The sequence below is a fragment of the Butyricicoccus sp. AM05-1 genome, assembly GCF_003474415.1.
GTDB classification, from domain to species: Bacteria; Bacillota; Clostridia; order Oscillospirales; family Butyricicoccaceae; genus Agathobaculum; species Agathobaculum butyriciproducens.
On record NZ_QUDG01000003.1, the window covers coordinates 224,200 to 240,612 of the forward strand.

At 56.2% G+C, this 16,413-nt stretch carries 13 protein-coding genes; 4 read left to right on the plus strand and 9 right to left on the minus strand.

Annotated features, from left to right (window positions below):
* Window positions 1-10: 10 nt before the first annotated feature.
* Window positions 11-1,249 carry a beta-ketoacyl-ACP synthase II gene (gene fabF / locus DW088_RS07110; protein WP_118360195.1) on the plus strand — a complete coding sequence of 413 codons (1,239 nt, stop codon included), beginning with the start codon at window positions 11-13 and terminating at the stop codon, window positions 1,247-1,249.
* A gap of 227 nt (window positions 1,250-1,476) precedes the next feature.
* Complete coding sequence (locus tag DW088_RS07115; RefSeq protein ID WP_199720419.1) at window positions 1,477-3,102, plus strand: class I adenylate-forming enzyme family protein; 1,626 nt, start codon at window positions 1,477-1,479, stop codon at window positions 3,100-3,102.
* 61 nt (window positions 3,103-3,163) lie between these two features.
* On the opposite strand, the gene DW088_RS07120 is transcribed toward DW088_RS07115, so the two are convergent.
* The 4 genes from DW088_RS07120 to ychF form a co-directional block, all read right to left on the minus strand.
* On the minus strand, window positions 3,164-3,400 hold the full coding sequence (locus DW088_RS07120) for a hypothetical protein (RefSeq protein WP_118360196.1): 237 nt from the start codon (window positions 3,398-3,400) through the stop codon (window positions 3,164-3,166).
* A 6-nt stretch (window positions 3,401-3,406) separates the two neighbouring features.
* Window positions 3,407-3,955, minus strand: a complete 549-nt coding sequence (locus DW088_RS07125; RefSeq protein ID WP_118360197.1) for a tRNA (mnm(5)s(2)U34)-methyltransferase — start codon at window positions 3,953-3,955, stop codon at window positions 3,407-3,409.
* A gap of 12 nt (window positions 3,956-3,967) precedes the next feature.
* Window positions 3,968-4,741 (minus strand): IclR family transcriptional regulator, encoded by a 774-nt coding sequence (locus DW088_RS07130; RefSeq protein WP_118360198.1) that lies wholly within the window; start codon window positions 4,739-4,741, stop codon window positions 3,968-3,970.
* A gap of 349 nt (window positions 4,742-5,090) precedes the next feature.
* A complete protein-coding gene (ychF, locus tag DW088_RS07135; protein WP_118360199.1) occupies window positions 5,091-6,194 on the minus strand; it encodes a redox-regulated ATPase YchF in 1,104 nt (367 codons plus the stop codon).
* A gap of 139 nt (window positions 6,195-6,333) precedes the next feature.
* On the opposite strand from ychF, the gene DW088_RS07140 reads away from it, so the two are divergent.
* The gene (locus DW088_RS07140) at window positions 6,334-7,236 is read left to right on the plus strand and encodes a hypothetical protein (RefSeq protein WP_116704816.1); all 903 of its coding nucleotides are present in this window, start codon (window positions 6,334-6,336) and stop codon (window positions 7,234-7,236) included.
* Window positions 7,237-7,365: 129 nt separating this feature from the next.
* A complete protein-coding gene (locus DW088_RS07145; protein WP_118360200.1) occupies window positions 7,366-8,661 on the plus strand; it encodes a M23 family metallopeptidase in 1,296 nt (431 codons plus the stop codon).
* A 444-nt stretch (window positions 8,662-9,105) separates the two neighbouring features.
* Here DW088_RS07145 and DW088_RS07150 read toward each other — a convergent pair whose 3' ends face one another.
* From DW088_RS07150 to DW088_RS07170, 5 genes are all read right to left on the minus strand, one after another.
* Window positions 9,106-10,890 carry a Na/Pi cotransporter family protein gene (locus tag DW088_RS07150; protein ID WP_118360201.1) on the minus strand — a complete coding sequence of 595 codons (1,785 nt, stop codon included), beginning with the start codon at window positions 10,888-10,890 and terminating at the stop codon, window positions 9,106-9,108.
* A 920-nt stretch (window positions 10,891-11,810) separates the two neighbouring features.
* Entirely contained in the window at window positions 11,811-13,079 is a 1,269-nt protein-coding gene (locus DW088_RS07155; protein ID WP_118360202.1) for a diaminopimelate decarboxylase, read from the minus strand.
* 29 nt (window positions 13,080-13,108) lie between these two features.
* Window positions 13,109-13,342 (minus strand): DUF3006 domain-containing protein, encoded by a 234-nt coding sequence (locus DW088_RS07160; protein WP_118360203.1) that lies wholly within the window; start codon window positions 13,340-13,342, stop codon window positions 13,109-13,111.
* A gap of 154 nt (window positions 13,343-13,496) precedes the next feature.
* Window positions 13,497-14,993 (minus strand): sodium/proline symporter PutP, encoded by a 1,497-nt coding sequence (putP, locus tag DW088_RS07165; protein WP_118360204.1) that lies wholly within the window; start codon window positions 14,991-14,993, stop codon window positions 13,497-13,499.
* Between the two features lie 161 nt (window positions 14,994-15,154).
* A complete protein-coding gene (locus tag DW088_RS07170; RefSeq protein ID WP_118360205.1) occupies window positions 15,155-16,372 on the minus strand; it encodes a cation:proton antiporter in 1,218 nt (405 codons plus the stop codon).
* Window positions 16,373-16,413: the final 41 nt, after the last annotated feature.

Consider the following 16,413-nt stretch of genomic DNA (forward strand, 5'->3'; position numbering starts at 1 on the left):
GGGAACAAGCATGAAAGAACAGAAATTGGTCATCACCGGTATGGGCGCTGTTACGCCGATCGGTATTGGTGTGGACGCATACTGGTCCGCACTGGTGGAGGGACAATGCGGTGTAGGAAAAATTACCCGCTTTGATGCATCCGAACTGCCCGTGCAGATCGCGGCAGAGCTGAAGGACTTCGATCCCGCTGCCTACATGCCGAAAACGCTGGCCCGCACGATGGACCCGTTCATGCAGTTTGCCTTTGTTGCGGCCGAGGAGGCTCTCAAGGACAGTGAGCTGTCCATCGAGAGCGAAAGCGACCGTATCGGCATCGTCATGGGCACTGCAATGGACGGTGTTACCACCGTTGCACAGACGCAGGCGGCGTTCGACGCAGGCAAGCGCGTCGGCCCTCGCTTTGTGCCGATGACCATCGGCAACATCGCTGCTGCCCAGATCTCGATTGCACACGGCATTCACGGCCCGAGTCTGACGCTCAACACGGCATGCTCGGCAGGCGGCGACGCCATCATGACCGCAGCGATGCTGCTCCGCTCCGGCGAGGCAGACGCGGTTCTGGCAGTCGGCGGCGAAAGCATTCTGTGCCCGATCGTCGTTTCCGGTCTGTCGCAGGCCAAGGCGCTTTCCCGCCGAAACGACGACCCCGAGCAGGCGTGCCGCCCGTTCGACATTGACCGCGACGGCTTCGTTATCGGTGAGGGCGGCGGCGCTCTCCTGATCGAGACCGAGGAGCACGCACTCGCCCGCGGCGCAAAAATCCACGCCGTACTCGCCGGTTACGCGAACACCTCGGATGCACACCACGTTACCGCGCCCTGCCCGGACGGCGAAGGCGCTTCCCGCTGCATGAAGCTGGCGCTCAAGAAGGCCGGCATGCAGCCGTCCGACATTGGCTATATCAACGCGCACGGCACGTCCACGCCGCTCGGCGACAAGGCCGAAACGCTGGCGGTCAAGACCGTGTTCGGCGGCCGCGAAAGCGCACCGCCGATGAGCTCCACCAAGTCCGCGACCGGTCACCTCATGGGTGCCGGCGGCCTGACCGAAGCCATTGCCTGCATCAAAGCCATCGAGGAAGGCGTTCTGCCGCCCACCCTGCACCTGGCAAAGCCCGATCCGGAATGCGATCTGGATTATGTGCCGAATACCGCGCGCAAGACGGAAATCAACGCCGCAATGAGCAATTCGCTCGGCTTCGGCGGACAGAATTCCAGCCTGATTGTTGCTCGGTACGAGAAACAGTGAGGCGGTAGGAGTGAGAAGCTTGTGCAGCAATTCTCCTCCTGTCAAACAATAAACAAACAGGGACATCGGCATGCAGCCTGTGTCCCTGTAAGATTTTTCTTCTTGCAATTCCATGATTGTGTGGTATTATAATATTCGTTAAGTAGTTTTTAACTCTACATACAACCCATTTCCTGAGGTAATTACGAATTGCTAATTCCCCATACAAATTATTACGAGGTGATCCCTTGAGTCACGAATACACCTATGATATTTCCATGTTCCGCGACACATTTGAAACCCGTTTCACCTATCTGAACGGTTTTCTTCGCAATGTTTCGCGTTTCGGCAGCCGACCGGCACTCTTTGACCCGCGTTCCGGCCGCCGCTGGACCTACCGCGAACTGAACGCCGAAGCCAACCGTCTGGCGCATGCGCTGCGCGCGGACGGCGTCGGCAAGAACGACGTTGTCATGTTCACCCTGCTCAACTCGCCGGAGTTTGTTTTCTGTTATCTGGCGGCGCACAAGATTGGTGCGATCGCGTGTCCGGTCAACTACCGGCAGGGCGCAGGCGAGATTGCACTCGTCATTGATGACAGCACACCCAAGGCTTTCATCTACGACGCCGAGTTCGGAGAACTGTCCGGCGGTGCGCTCGACCTGTGCGAGAGCAAGCCTGCCATCAAGATCGTTGTCGGCGCGGACGATGCCGTACCTGCCGGTCAGGTGCGCTATGCGGATTACGTTGCCGATCAGCCGGAGAACGACCCGCCGATCGACTTCGACCCGCACATCTACGACGAGACCACCCGTCTGTACACTTCCGGCACAACCAACCGTCCGAAGGGCGTGCCGATCAACAATATCAACGAGGTGCTTTCCGCGCATGACGTTATGATGCACTTCCCTCTCGGTCCGACCGACCGCACGATGAACATGACCCCGTGGTTCCACCGCGGCGGCATCCACTCCGGCGGCCCATGCCCGACCCTCTATGCGGGCGGCGAAGTTGTCATTCTGCGCGATTTTGCACCGAAGCGCTGCCTGGAATATGCCGCGAAGTACAACATCTCGTTCCTGATCGGTGTACCGACCATCATTGCCATGCTCGCCCGCACGCAGGAGCGCACCCCGCACGACCTGTCTGCGCTGCGCGGCATTGTCACCATGGGCGCGCCGTTTGAAAAGAGCGCATGTGAGAAGTATATGAAGCTACTCACGCCGAACATTTTCAACGGATACGGCACAACGGAATCCTTCTGGAACACATTTCTGCGCCCGTTCGACCTGCCGGATAACGCAGGCTCGGCCGGCCGCTCGTGTACGGACGACGAGGTTCGCATCGTAAAACTGCGCGAGGACGGCTCCCATTCCGAGCCGGACGACATGGTCCCGCACGACAACGTGGCCGAGGGCGAGATTATCATCTCCTCTCCGGCAAAGAGCGCATTTTGTTACTATAATAACCCGGAAATGACCGAGCAGAAGTTCTACAAGGGCTTTCTGTACACCGGCGACGTCGGCACATGGGACGAGAACGAGTTCGTCACCGTGCGCGGCCGCAAGGACGATATGATCGTTTCCGCAGGCGAGAACATCTATCCGCCGCAGATTGAGGCCGTACTGAACGACCATCCCAAGGTCGCAGAGAGCGCCGTTATCGGTGCGCCGGACAAGCTGCGCGGCGAAGTTGTTGCGGCATATGTTGTGCCGAGCGATCCCTCCCTCACCGTTGAGGAGCTGAAGGAGTACTGCACGAACAGTCCCATGCTGTCCTCGTACAAGTGGCCGCGTATCTACAACATCGTTGATTCCCTGCCGCACACCGCGACCGGCAAAATCATGCACCGCGCCCTGCGCAAGCAAAAATAACCCAGACAGCACAAAAGGAGAATGGATTCGTTCCATTCTCCTTTTTACATCTACAACACGTTTACAGCAATCCTTGCAGCGACAGTGCAGCCGCCAGCGCCAGCAAAATGGCGATCAGCGTTTTCAGCACGCGCAGGAATCGTTCTCTTGTGACAAACCGCCGCCAGCCTGTCGGCTTCGGGTCCGGAGGAAGCATTTCGTCCGGTGTCGGCTTATGGTCGAGCAGCCTCACGTCGCAATCCTTGCATTTACGAACATTCTCGACGTATTCCGCGCCGCATTTCGGGCACCAAGGCATAATTTGTTACTCCTTCCAGATGAAAATCGGCAGCGGCGGATCATTCTTGCGGTTCATCCATTCACAGCCGAGCACGGTATAGGTTCGGTCGTCGAGTTCCCGCAAGTGAGCCAGAAGCGCATCGCGCTCCTCATAGCCGTTTTCCTTGCCGTAATAGAGCGCAAGCGCCATCAATCCGCCTTTTTTGAGCAGATTCAGTCCCGCATCAACAGCAGGCAGTGAAGTCTCTGCGGTGGTGAATTTTGTCGGGTCTCCGCCGGGCAGACGGCCGAAATTGAACACGATGCAATCCACGGTCTCCGGTTCGGCGTAGTGCGCCATGTTAGCGTGGCTGTCAAGGAGCACCTCGGCACTGAGGTGCTCCTTCGCCAACAGCTCACGGGTCTGCCGGACGGCATCCTCCTGCACATCAAAGGCCAGCACACGGCCGTTTTCGCCTGTCAGACGGCACAGCAGCGCTGTGTCTCTGCCCTTGCCCGCAGTCGCATCAATACAAAAATCGCCTTCCCGAACCTGCCGCCGGAGCACATCATGTACAACCGAAAGTGTGTTCATGCTCTGCCCTCCTCAAAAGCGACTGCCACCGAGCGCACGCGCGATTTCGTCCCGCGCAGCCATGAGCGGCGCACGCAGCTCTGCCACGCGCTGGTCGGTCATGCGGCTAACCGGCGCAGACAGCGAAATCGCGTAGGACGCGCGTCCGCGGTAGTCCGGAATGGCGGCCGCAATGCAGCGCACGCCAAGCTCGTTCTCCTCATTGTCGAGCGCATAACCAAGCTGACGCACCTTGTCGATCTCGCGGAAGAATGCGTCCTCATCGACGATGGTGTGCTCGGTCCACGCGTGCACATCGCTGTGCTGCCACACGTCGCGCACCTCTGCGGTGTCCCATGTGGCAAGAATTGCCTTTCCAACGCCCGTACAGTACAGCGGCAGGCGCATGCCGATGCGCGAGAACATGCGGATGGCAGACGAGCCGTTATCCACTTTATGGATGTACACAATGTCCTTGTCGTCGCGCATGACAAGATGAACGGTCTCATCCGTGCACTGCTCGAGCCGTTCAAGCGACGCGCGTGCTCTCTCAACAATATCCAGATTATCCACAATATAGCTGCTCATCTCGCACAGGCGCATACCGGCGCGGTAGACGCTGGTTTCCGCGTCGCGCTGCACATAGCCGCGCGCACACATGCTGGTCAGCAGACGGTGAACCGTGCTTTTGTGCAGGCCGGTTTCCGCAGACAGACTGCCGATGCTCATGCCGTTGCGGCTGCGGCACAGAGTTTCCAGCAAATCGAATGCGCGGTCGAGCGATTGAACGGTCGATTGCTCCGCCATGAAAACGCTTCCCTTCGTTCCGTATTATAAAACACATCTCCATTATACAGCAAAGCTGCACAAAAAACAAGGGATTATTTTGGTGTGGTCGCCAAATTTGGATTGGTCACTTGCGAAGCGGACGGAATTTGCGCTGACACCGCGCGGGCGCAACACAAGGCAAGTTGCCCGTCGGGCAAGAGAGCGTCCCCTGTGGGATAACAGTGCCGCGCAGCTTTTTAACACGTTATACCGCCTGTCACCTGCGAATAAATCTGCTGATAAACACCATCTTGCAGGAATCGAAATTTCTCCTTTTACAAAGCAAAACCACAGTCAAAACGACTGTGGTCTGCATAAAATTCAGCAATTAAACATTGAAACGGAACAGAACAACATCGCCGTCCTGCATCACATACTCCTTGCCCTCGGAGCGAACCAAACCCTTTTCGCGGGCAGCAGCCAGCGAACCAAGCTCGATAAGGTCCTTATAGTTGATAACTTCAGCACGAATGAAGCCGCGCTCGAAGTCGGTGTGAATCTTACCGGCAGCCTGCGGCGCCTTTGTGCCCTTCTCGATGGTCCACGCGCGAACCTCCTGCTCGCCGGCGGTGAGGTAGCTCATCAGGCCGAGCAGGTCGTAGCAGACCTTGATCAGACGGTCCAGACCGGACTCATGCAGGCCGAGCTCGGACAGGAACATCTCCTTCTCCTCCGCGTCCATGCCGGCGATATCCTCCTCCAGCTTTGCGCAGATCGGCAGAACCATCGCGCCTTCTGCGTCTGCAATGGCCTGTACCGCCTTGAGGCGCTCGTTCTCGGTGTCGTTGCCGGTAAAGCCTTCCTCATCCATGTTTGCCGCGTAGATGACCTTCTTCGCGGACAGCAGGTCGCTCTCGCCGATCACGCGGTCAATGTCCTCGTCCTCGCCAAAGCCCTCGAAGGTGCGGGCGGTCTTGCCCTCCTCCAAATGCGCCTTCAGGTTCTCGAGGATTTCCACATCGCGGAGCAGCTTCTTGTCTGCCTTCGCAGCCTTGCGGGTGCGGTCGAGACGGCGCTCGAGGTGCTCGATGTCCGCAAGGATCAGCTCGAGGTTGATGGTCTCGATGTCACGGGCCGGATCGACCGAGCCTTCAACGTGCACGATGTTCTCGTTGTCGAAGCAGCGGACAACGTGAACGATGGCGTCAACCTCGCGGATGTGGGACAGGAACTTGTTGCCAAGGCCCTCACCCTTGCTTGCGCCGCGCACCAGACCGGCAATGTCAACGAACTCGACCACCGCAGGCGTGGTCTTCTTTGCGTGATAGAGATCGGTCAGCGGCTGCAGACGCTCATCCGGTACAGCAACCATGCCGACGTTCGGGTCGATGGTGCAGAACGGATAGTTTGCGCTTTCCGCGCCTGCCTGCGTAATTGCGTTGAACAAGGTAGACTTGCCGACATTTGGCAGTCCGACGATGCCGAGTTTCATAATGTAATTCCTCCAACTTTATAAGGGGATTTTCTGCTCCCCGTTTTCTGCATAAAAATAGTATACCGCTTTCGCTGGAATTTTGCAATGTTTTGCGCTATACTAAAGATACCAATTTGTCTGCAAGAGGTGAAAAGCCATGCCTTCTTATGTCACTTACCATATTTTTGCGGCTACCGTACAGCGCGTAACCAGTGATTCGGTTGCCCATATCGCGTCCTCCTATCCGGCGGCCTACCGATGGGGCTCGCAGGGAGCGGACCCGCTGGCGCTCTATCACGCGCCGTTCCCGTCCGCGCTGCGCAGACTGGCGAACCGCGTCTGCACCGAGCCGCCCGCGCCGCTGTTCGAGTCACTGTGCAAAGCCGCCGTTGCGTCGCACAACACGGCTGCACTCGCGTATGTATTTGGATTCTGCACGCACTATGCGCTCAGCCGCGTAACCTATTCGTTTGTTTCCGCACAGGCGGACAGGCTGTCGCAGTTCATGCCGGGCTACTCTGCCGAGGCACGCCGCCATTTAGTCGAGAGCGACATCGACGGTGTGATGATCGCGGATTTTGTCTCGGACACGCCCGCCGAGTACGAAGCGTACCGTCAACTGGAGCCGGATGCGCCCGAGTCCCCTCTCGCGGCGAAAATTCTGGCGCAGGCCCTGCGGGAGACGTATGGCGTGCACATCACCCCTGCCGCCGTCTACCACTCGATGAACGATATGCGCCGCATGCACCATCTCGCGCATCAGGGTGCCTCTGCGCTCAGCCGTCTGCAGCGATTCGAGCACCTGATCGGCAAATCCGGTTTTGCGTCCTCTCTCATCCGTCCGACAGAGCCGCTCTCGGCGGACTGCACCAATCAGGAGCACCGTCCGTGGACATCCCGCACCGGCGAGCGAACGGATTCGTTCTACGATCTGTTTGATGCCGCCGTGCCGCTGGCGGTCTCGCTGCAGCGTGCCGCTCTCGACCGCTATTATCAGCAGAAGCCGCTCGATCCGCGCTTTTTCCCCACGGATTTTACGGGCACACCCATCAAAAAATAAAAATTTGATAACTTAGCGACAGGTTTCGTATGACTTCGCTCCCTGAAATGGGTATTCTTGGTGCTGTTACCAAACTGTAACCATTGAAAGGAGTGAATATGGCGCACATCATTCCGCCATACTACTATCATGCGAAACCTGTTATCTTTTGTTTTGGGCGTGATTTCACGCCTGCTCTACCTGCTTCTGCGGCTCATCCTGCTGCTCGACCGCACGATCTGCCGCGTATACGACCTGCCGGTCTGGAGCCGGTTCGCCGGCGTTCTGCGGCAGGCAGGCCGCCGCCGTTCGGTCTGTGCGCTGAGCGTATTCGGACTGCTGTTCCTGCTGCCCGCTCTGCTGCTGACCAGGCCGGGCACGCTGCTGCTTGCGGACGGTCAACCGCTCGGTGTCATCGAGGACAGCGCAACGCTGCTGAACGCAGTAAACGCGGTTGAATCCAGCGCATCTGCCGTTTCCGGCACGGACTATTACCTGCCGCTGCGCCTGCAGGCCAAACCGGTGCGGACAGCTGCTCCGCTGCTGACGCAGGAGGAACTCGAGCGCAATCTCATTACTGCCAGCGGCGAGTTGGACACGCTTGCCATTATTTCGGTGGACGGCAAACAGACCGCCATTGCTGCCGATACGGACGGCGCGCAGGCCGCGCTCGACCGGATCAAGGCCGCGTACACGACAGCGGCAGACGAAAACGTACACTTCCTGCAGACCGTCCGCGTGGACAAGGCCATTGCGCCAGCCGCGCTTGCAGAGACCGATTCCGCGCTGTATGATACCCTGTCGCAATGCCTTGACGTGACTGCGACCCGCGCCGTCACCTACACCGAGCAGATTCCGTTCGACACCGTGACGCAGGAGAACGAAAATCAAGACCAGACCTACCGTGAGACCGTTCGGCAGGGCTGTGCAGGCACAGCGCAGGTCACCGCCGAGATTGAAACCGTGGACGGCGAGGAGCGCACGCGCACCATCCTTGCGCGCACCGTGCTCCGGCAGGCCACCGACGAAATTGTCGAGGTCGGCACGCGCAATGTTGGCATCGGCACCGGAGAATTTGCCGTGCCGCTGACCAGCTACACGTTCACCTCGGCGTTCAAGTACCGCTGGGGCCGCCTGCACGGCGGCGTAGATCTCGCCGTGGACGAAGGCACGCCGGTCTATGCCGCGGATAACGGCAAGGTCATCGTTGCAGAGGACTCCGGCAACGGCTACGGCAGCTATATCATCCTCGACCACCGGAACGGCTTCAAGACGCTGTACGGGCATAATTCACAGCTGCTCGTGTCGGTCGGCGATGTAGTCAGCAAGGGCGATAAAATCGCGCTTTCCGGCAATACCGGCAACTCCACCGGCCCGCATCTGCATTTTGAGGTGCAGGTGAATGACGAAAAGGTAGATCCGACGCAATACGTTAATCTGTCATAATTTTGCAATCATCTCAAATTTATAACCATGTAAACCGTAGGGGAGGATGAGGTCATACCCCAGAGCCCTTCTCTTGCCCTTTGGGCAATTCACCTTGTCCCGCCCTGCAATAAAGCCTCATCATATGCAGCAATAATTACTAATTTCTAACTACTAATTAAAAAAGAGAGATTGGTTTCCCAATCTCTCTTAGCTTGTCGAAAAAACAATATTCGATTTTTATGCTTCGTGCGGCAGCACGCATTCAATCGAATTTGCTTTGCAAATTCATAAATTCCGGGAGCATGTATCTCGGAATTTATACAAGGGAAGAAAAAATGTGTCCGCAGGACGCGTTTTTTCTTCGAGATTCGCTCGAAAGCGTGGTTTCGAGCGAGAGGCTGTTCGGAAAACAAAGTTTTTCGACAGCCTCAGAGAGATTGTTTTCCCAATCTCTCTTTTTGATTACTCCATCGCCTCGACTTCATCAATCTTGGTGAGGTACTTATTCTGATAGAATTTGAGTTTCTCCGCGAACTGCGGGGTCTCCTTGTACGCCTGCTTGACGTAGGCGTGCGTATCAAACTCGGCTGCGCCCTCGGCCAGCTGGATGGTATAAATGGCGATATTCGAGCAGTGGTCGCTGATCTTCTCAAGGTCATGCACAATATCCAGGAAGTGGATACCGGTCTGCATGGTGCACTCGTTCCGGCCCAGACGCTCGATGTGGCGGCTCTTGAGACGCTCCTTCATCGTATCCACGACTTCTTCCAGCGGCTCGACCATACGGGCGGTCGAAACAGCCTGATTGTCATAGCCGTCAACGGTCATGTCGAGCACCTCGGCAACCGCTTCGCACATGGTGTGCAGCTCCTGCATCGCACTCGGCGAGAAGGACAGACCGGCCTCACGGAACTCGTCGGCACGCTCGAAGATGTTCTGCGCATAGTCGCCGATCTTCTCAAAATCAGACAGCGAGTGCATCATCTCGGCCATCTGACGGCGCTGATCGACCGAACGGATGTTGTGGATGGTGGTCAGGTAACGGCCAATCTCAACCTCTGCACGGTCGAGGAAGGCCTCGTGCTCGTGGAAGATCTCCTCGTTTGCAGCCCCGCCGCCGAACAGCGGGTCGGTTGCCAGATGGAAATTCTGCTTGGCAGTGTCGCCCATGTCGGCAATGCAGCGCTGCGCCTGATCGAGTGCCAGAGACGGCGTGGTCAGGAAGCGAGGCTCCAGCTTTGCCAGCGGGTCCTCCTGCGTCTCCTCTGCGGGCACGCTCGCCGTTGCCAGCTTGACCAGCAGACCGGTGAACGGCAGGAACAGCACCGTACAGGTGAGATTGAACAGCGTATGGAAGTTTGCGATGCCGCCCTTGTCGATTGCGTTATCCCAGAAAGAGAAACCAACCGTGTACTGAATCGCATAAATGCCGACCAGGAACAGGATGGAGCCGATCAGGTTGAAGTAGAAGTGTACCATCGCGGTACGGCGGGCATTCTTGGAGCCGCCCACCGAGGACAGGAATGCGGTGATACAGGTACCGATGTTCTGACCGAGGATGATCGGGATAGCAGCCGAATAGGTGATCGCACCCGTGGTGGACAGCGCCTGCAAAATACCAACCGATGCGGAGGACGACTGGATGATCGCGGTAACGCCCGCGCCGACCAGCACGCCGAGCACCGGATTGGAGATAGCAGCGAACAGATCCGCGAACTGCGGCAGATCAGCCAGCGGTGCAACCGCGCCCTCCATGACCGACATGCCGATGAACAGAATACCGAAGCCGGTGAAGATATCCGCGATATCGCGGGTACGGCGCTTTTTTGCAATCATCATAATGATTACGCCGACAAGCACGATGATATATGCCAGATTCTTCGGCTTGAGCAGATCCATGAACAGGCTGCCGCTGCCCTCGCCGCCGGACAGACGCAGGATCTGCGCGGTAATCGTGGTACCGATGTTGGCACCGAGGATAACGCCGACCGACTGCTTGAGCGTCATGATACCGGCGTTTACAAAGCCGACAACCATAACGGTCGTTGCGGACGAAGATTGAATGACCATGGTAACGACCATGCCCATCAGCAGAGCCGTAACGACATTGCCCGTCATTTTTTCAAGTGTTTTCTCCAGTTTAGAGCCTGCTGCGCGCTCCAAACCCTTTCCCATTGTCGTCATACCGTAGATGAACAGCGCAAGACCGCCGATCATCTGCACGATTGACAGCACATCAAAACCCATATGCTTCCTCCCGTTTTGTTACATAATCATTTTCATTATTTCTTTACGATTCGCATACATTTTAATTATATGGTTTTTACATGGTACTGTCAATAAAAATTGCGTTAATACGCAGGCTTTACACACATTTAACATTGGTTTGCCTACCCGGCAGGGGCACAAGAGGGTAGACACCTGCGGTTTCCACCCTCTGATTTTCACCCCTTTCCCTTTGGGATAGCACGGCGAAATTTGCAGAACTGAGACTATAAAGGAACGGCAGAGGATTTTTTCTTCCGTAGGGACGGACCAATGTGTCCGCCCATTCCCCTACCTCTATGCAATGCCAGATACATTACTGCTACACATATGGTTTACTCTACGCAGGCGCGACACAAGGTGAATTGCCCGAAGGGCAAGAGAAGGTCCTCTGGAGGATACCCGTGTCGCGCAACTCGTTGGCTCGTTATTACGGACGGCACCTACGAATATAATCCATTAATATCATTTAACAACTATCCGTAGGGCGGGGGTGCCCTCACCCCGCCGTTCCCCAATAACCCCCTTATGTTAAACCCAACCGGAGACATTGTTTCATCTGTACGTTCATTTTCCATTCTCCATTTTCAATCCTCAATGACTCCACAGAACGCAAAAAGGACCCCAAAGGGGTCCTTTCAGCTTGTCGAAAAAGCAATATTCGATTTTTATGCTTCGTGCGGCAGCACGCATTCAATCGAATTTGCTTTGCAAATTCATAAATTCCGGGAGCATGTATCTCGGAATTTATACAAGGGAAGAAAAAATGTGTCCGCAGGACGCGGTTTTTCTTCGAGATTCGCTCGAAAGCGTGGTTTCGAGCGAGAGGCTGTTCGGAAAACGAAGTTTTTCGACAGCCTCAAAGGACCCCAAAGGGGTCCTTTTTTGTGTGCGTAAGGCTCTTACTTAATATTATCAAACAGTCCGGTAAAATCCAACGTTGCAAAGTAGTCCTTCGGGGTCTCTGCGCGGCGGATCATCTCTACCGAGCCGTCCTCGCAAAGCAGCAGCTCTGCGGAACGCAGCTTTGCGTTATAGTTATAGCCCATCGAGAAGCCGTGCGCGCCGGTATCGTGGATATAAACGTAATCGCCGATGTCAATCTGCGGCAGATTGCGGTCAACGGCAAACTTGTCGTTATTTTCGCACAGACCGCCGGTCACATCGTAGGTATGATCGCACAGCGCGTTTTCTTTGCCGAGCACGGTGATATGGTGGTATGCGCCGTACATCGCCGGACGCATGAGGTTCGCAGCGCAGGCGTCCAGACCGGCATACTCCTTATAGGTATGCTTCTGGTGGATGCACTGGGCAACCAGAGCGCCGTAAGGGCCAAGGATAAAGCGGCCCATCTCGGTGTAGATGGCAACATCGTCCATGCCGGCCGGAACAAGAACCTCGTCGTAAGCCTGATGTACGCCTTCACCGATGGCCATAATGTCGTTCGGCTCCTGCGACGGACGGTACGGAATGCCTACGCCGCCGGACAGGTTGATGAACGCGATATGCACGCCGGTCTCTTTCTGCACATCAACCGCCAGCTGGAACAGGATGCGTGCCAGTGCCGGATAGTACGCATTGGCAACCGTGTTGGAGGCAAGGAATGCGTGAATGCCGAAATGCTTAACACCCTTTTGCTTCATGTACTTGAACGCCTCGACCAGCTGCTCGCGGGTCATGCCGTACTTGGCCTCCTGCGGGGTATCCATGATGGAGTTGTTCAGCACGAAGTCACCGCCCGGATTGAAGCGGCAGGACATGGTCTCCTTCCAGTCGCCTACTACCTTGTCGTAGAAATCGAGGTGGGTAATATCATCGAAGTTGATGATGGTGTTCAGGTCGGATGCGAGCTTGTAGTCCTCTGCCGGCGTGACGTTGGAGGAGAACATGATGTCATGCTCCTTTACGCCGCACACATCGCTGAGCTGCAGCTCAGGCAGGCTGGAGCAATCACAGCCAAAGCCTTCCTCATGCAGAATCTGGATGAGGCGCGGGGTCGGCGTCGCCTTTACAGCGAAGTATTCCTTGTATCCCGGGTTCCACGCAAATGCTTCCTTTACCTTGCGGGCGTTCTCACGGATCGCCTTCTCATCGTAAATGTGAAACGGAGTCGGATAGGTTTTGGTGATCTCCTGCACTTGCTGGAGCGTCAAAAAGGGTTTCTTTTCCATTGGTATTTGCCTTTCCTTTACTGGGGTATTCAATCAGTATTCTTACCGAGAATTCGCTCAAATCGACGGCGCATATCGTTTTCCATGCGCTGGGTCTCGATCTCGTCGATATCAACGATACGGTCGTCCTTGATGATGACCACCATGCCCTCGCACAGCATTGCCGGTGCATCGGCACGGTCGAAATTCACCATTTCGCCGTTTACTTCAACGACTACGGAATCGCCTTCAAAACGGTCTACAATTCCGGTCTGCTTTGTCATAGCAGTCTCCTCCTCGCCTCATTGATTCCGGGCGGTACCACATCGGGTATTCCCTTTACTTACATTACTTACTCTTAAGGCAATATCGCATAATTGAACAAGAGCGATTTGCGAATAAATTTTGCGGTGCTGCCTTAACTTCCGCTTTTGCAGATTACTCTACGCAGTGATGGTAGGAATCGAACTCATCGGTCACTGCCTTGGTCGGTGCAGGCGTCAGCAGGCTGACAACAACGATAGCAAGCAGACCGAACACAAAGCCCGGCACGATCTCATACAGATCGAAGATGCCGCCGGACAGCTGCGCCCATACCAGATCGACCACGCCGCCGACGATAATGCCGGCATACGCACCCTGCTTGTTCGTGCGTCTCCAGAACAGCGAACACAGAACCAGCGGACCGAAGGCAGAGCCGAAGCCGCCCCATGCGTAGGATACCAGACCAAGGATGGTGCTGTTCTGGTTGGTTGCGATCAAAACAGCGATAATTGCTACCGCCATAACGCAGCCGCGGGAGACCCACATCAGCTCCTTCTCGCTTGCGTTTTTGTGAACCTTGTTGTGGTAGAAGTCCTCGGTCAGCGCAGATGCGGTAACCAGCAGCTGACTGTCCGCAGTGGACATGATGGCTGCCAGAATAGCCGACAGGAAGATACCCGCGATGAATACCGGGAAGATCTTTGCTACCATGCTGATATAGATGGTCTCCTGGTTGCCGTCGGTCAGGACAATGCTGTCACCAAGGAACATGCGGCCGGAAATGCCGATCATGATTGCAGCCGTCAGGGAAATCAGCACCCAGATGGTTGCAATGCGGCGCGATTTCTTAATCGCCTGCGGGGACGAAATACCCATGAAACGGACAAGGATATGCGGCTGACCGAAGTAGCCGAGACCCCATGCAAGCAGAGAGATAATGCCCATTGCAGTATACGGCACGCCGGTCGCACCGTCAACGAACATATTCAGGAAGTTCGGATTGAACGCTTCCACCTGCGAGAAGAACTCGGTCGGGCCGCCCATCGAGAAGATAGCGATGGTCGGAACCGCGAGCACGCAGAAAAACATCAGAATGCCCTGGAAGAAGTCGGTCCAGCAAACGGCGAAAAAGCCGCCCGCAAACGTATACGAGATAACGACCACCGCACCGATCACCAGCGAAACCAGATACGGGATGCCGAATACGGACGAGAACAGCTTCGCGCAGGATACAAAGCCGGACGCGGTGTAGAACAGGAAAAACACCAGAATGAACACCGCTGCAATAACCGAAATCCAGCCGCTTTCATCGTGGAAACGGTTTTTGAAGAACTGCGGCAGCGTAATCGCGTCGTCTGCGGTCTTGGTGTACTGGCGCAGACGCTTGGCAACAAACAGCCAGTTAAGGTAAGTGCCGATTGCCAGACCAATGGCGATCCAGCCTGCGGAAATACCGGACAGGTACGCCGCACCCGGCAGGCCCATCAGCAGCCAGCCGGACATGTCGGACGCCTGTGCGCTCAGGCCGGTTACCCACGAGCCAAGCTGTCGACCGCCCAGAAAATACTCATTTGTCGTGCGGTTTTTGCCGACGAAATACATGCCTATGCAGAGCATAAAGATCAGGTAACAGCAGAATGCCGCTATTGTGATTATGCTGTCGAAAGTCATATGTTTTACCCTCCTAAAATTTCACTTTAATTATACACGGAAACGTGCAATTTTGCAAGATTTCACGAAGGAAATTGCATCTTTAGCGAAAAATATACACTTTGCACAATTTTCTGCCAAGAAAAATGACAGCAGTTATCACAAACGCACCCAACATATCCTCATTCTGCAATATCGGACGGTCTCTCCTGCATGAGAAGGCGTCCGGCGGTGCGGTCGATGCCAATGGCGCCGAGCGGCGCAGTAATCAGGATGGCGAGCACCGCCACCGAAAGCACCAGCTGTCCGCACGGCAGACCCATCGACAGCGGCACCGAGCCGATGGCCGCCTGCACGGTTGCCTTCGGCAGATAGGCAATCACACAGAACAGACGCTCCTTCCGGTTCAGTCTGGTACCGAGCATGCACAGGCTCACGCCGACCGCGCGGAACACGAGCGCCAGCGCGATCATGAGCACAGCGGCTGCACCGGCCTGTGCCGCGCAGCGGATATCCACAGCCGCGCCGACCAGCACGAAAAGAATCGCCTCAGCAGCGATCCACAGCTTGCCGAACTTGGCGGACAGACGTTTGGTGACTTTTTCCGAACTTTTGATCTTGAGGACGCACGCCATGCTCATAACGGCCAGCAGTCCGGACACGGAAACGATGCCTTTGAGCCATGTCTCTACCGCCATCAGCAGGAACGACAGCCCGAGAATCAGGATTACCTTGGTACTGTTGCGGACGTAACAGCCATGCCGGTACGCGGTTTCGAGGAACAGATGCAGCAGCAGTCCGACCGCCGCGCCGAGCACCACGCCCAGCACGATGGAAACCGGGATGTTCACGAAGTCCATCACGTTCGCGCTGCCGCCCTGTGCCATGCCGACAAAGGTCGAGAACAGCACGATCACATAAATATCGTCACAGGACGCGCCCGCCAGTATCATCTGCGGAATGCCCTGCCCGGTTCCCCGCTTTTCTTCCATCAGCTGTACCATTCTCGGCACAACCACCGCCGGAGATACCGCGCCGAGCACGGCACCCATGACGGCCGCTTCTATCCGGTTGATGCCCAGAATGTGCGGCGCGAGCAGGAAAAACGCCAGAATCTCACAGCTTGCGGGCACGCACGCCATCATGACCGCCGGACGTCCCACCCGCTTGAGGTCGGACAAATCGAGTGACAGACCTGCTTTAATTAAAATAATGATGAGCGCCATCCGCCGCAGGTCGGACGAGATGGACAAAATGGAATCGTCCAGCCAGTTCAGCACATACGGGCCTATCAGAATGCCCACGAGGAGCATGCCGATGATGCGCGGCAGACCAATCCGGCTGCACAGTGCCGCCGCAGCCAGACCGAGCAGAAATACGAGTGCGAGTGAAGTAAGCATAGTTTTTTCCTCCCTAAAACGCAGAAAAGCCGATGGCTACT

What these genes read in the sequence shown, in the direction of transcription:
- fabF (WP_118360195.1), top strand. Translation starts at nt 11, where the DNA reads ATGAAAGAACAGAAATTGGTCATCACCGGTATGGGCGCTGTTACGCCG.
- DW088_RS07120 (WP_118360196.1), bottom strand. Translation starts at nt 3,400, where the DNA reads ATGCCTTGGTGCCCGAAATGCGGCGCGGAATACGTCGAGAATGTTCGT.
- DW088_RS07125 (WP_118360197.1), bottom strand. Translation starts at nt 3,955, where the DNA reads ATGAACACACTTTCGGTTGTACATGATGTGCTCCGGCGGCAGGTTCGG.
- DW088_RS07130 (WP_118360198.1), bottom strand. Translation starts at nt 4,741, where the DNA reads ATGGCGGAGCAATCGACCGTTCAATCGCTCGACCGCGCATTCGATTTG.
- ychF (WP_118360199.1), bottom strand. Translation starts at nt 6,194, where the DNA reads ATGAAACTCGGCATCGTCGGACTGCCAAATGTCGGCAAGTCTACCTTG.
- DW088_RS07140 (WP_116704816.1), top strand. Translation starts at nt 6,334, where the DNA reads ATGCCTTCTTATGTCACTTACCATATTTTTGCGGCTACCGTACAGCGC.
- DW088_RS07145 (WP_118360200.1), top strand. Translation starts at nt 7,366, where the DNA reads ATGCGAAACCTGTTATCTTTTGTTTTGGGCGTGATTTCACGCCTGCTC.
- DW088_RS07150 (WP_118360201.1), bottom strand. Translation starts at nt 10,890, where the DNA reads ATGGGTTTTGATGTGCTGTCAATCGTGCAGATGATCGGCGGTCTTGCG.
- DW088_RS07155 (WP_118360202.1), bottom strand. Translation starts at nt 13,079, where the DNA reads ATGGAAAAGAAACCCTTTTTGACGCTCCAGCAAGTGCAGGAGATCACC.
- DW088_RS07160 (WP_118360203.1), bottom strand. Translation starts at nt 13,342, where the DNA reads ATGACAAAGCAGACCGGAATTGTAGACCGTTTTGAAGGCGATTCCGTA.
- putP (WP_118360204.1), bottom strand. Translation starts at nt 14,993, where the DNA reads ATGACTTTCGACAGCATAATCACAATAGCGGCATTCTGCTGTTACCTG.
- DW088_RS07170 (WP_118360205.1), bottom strand. Translation starts at nt 16,372, where the DNA reads ATGCTTACTTCACTCGCACTCGTATTTCTGCTCGGTCTGGCTGCGGCG.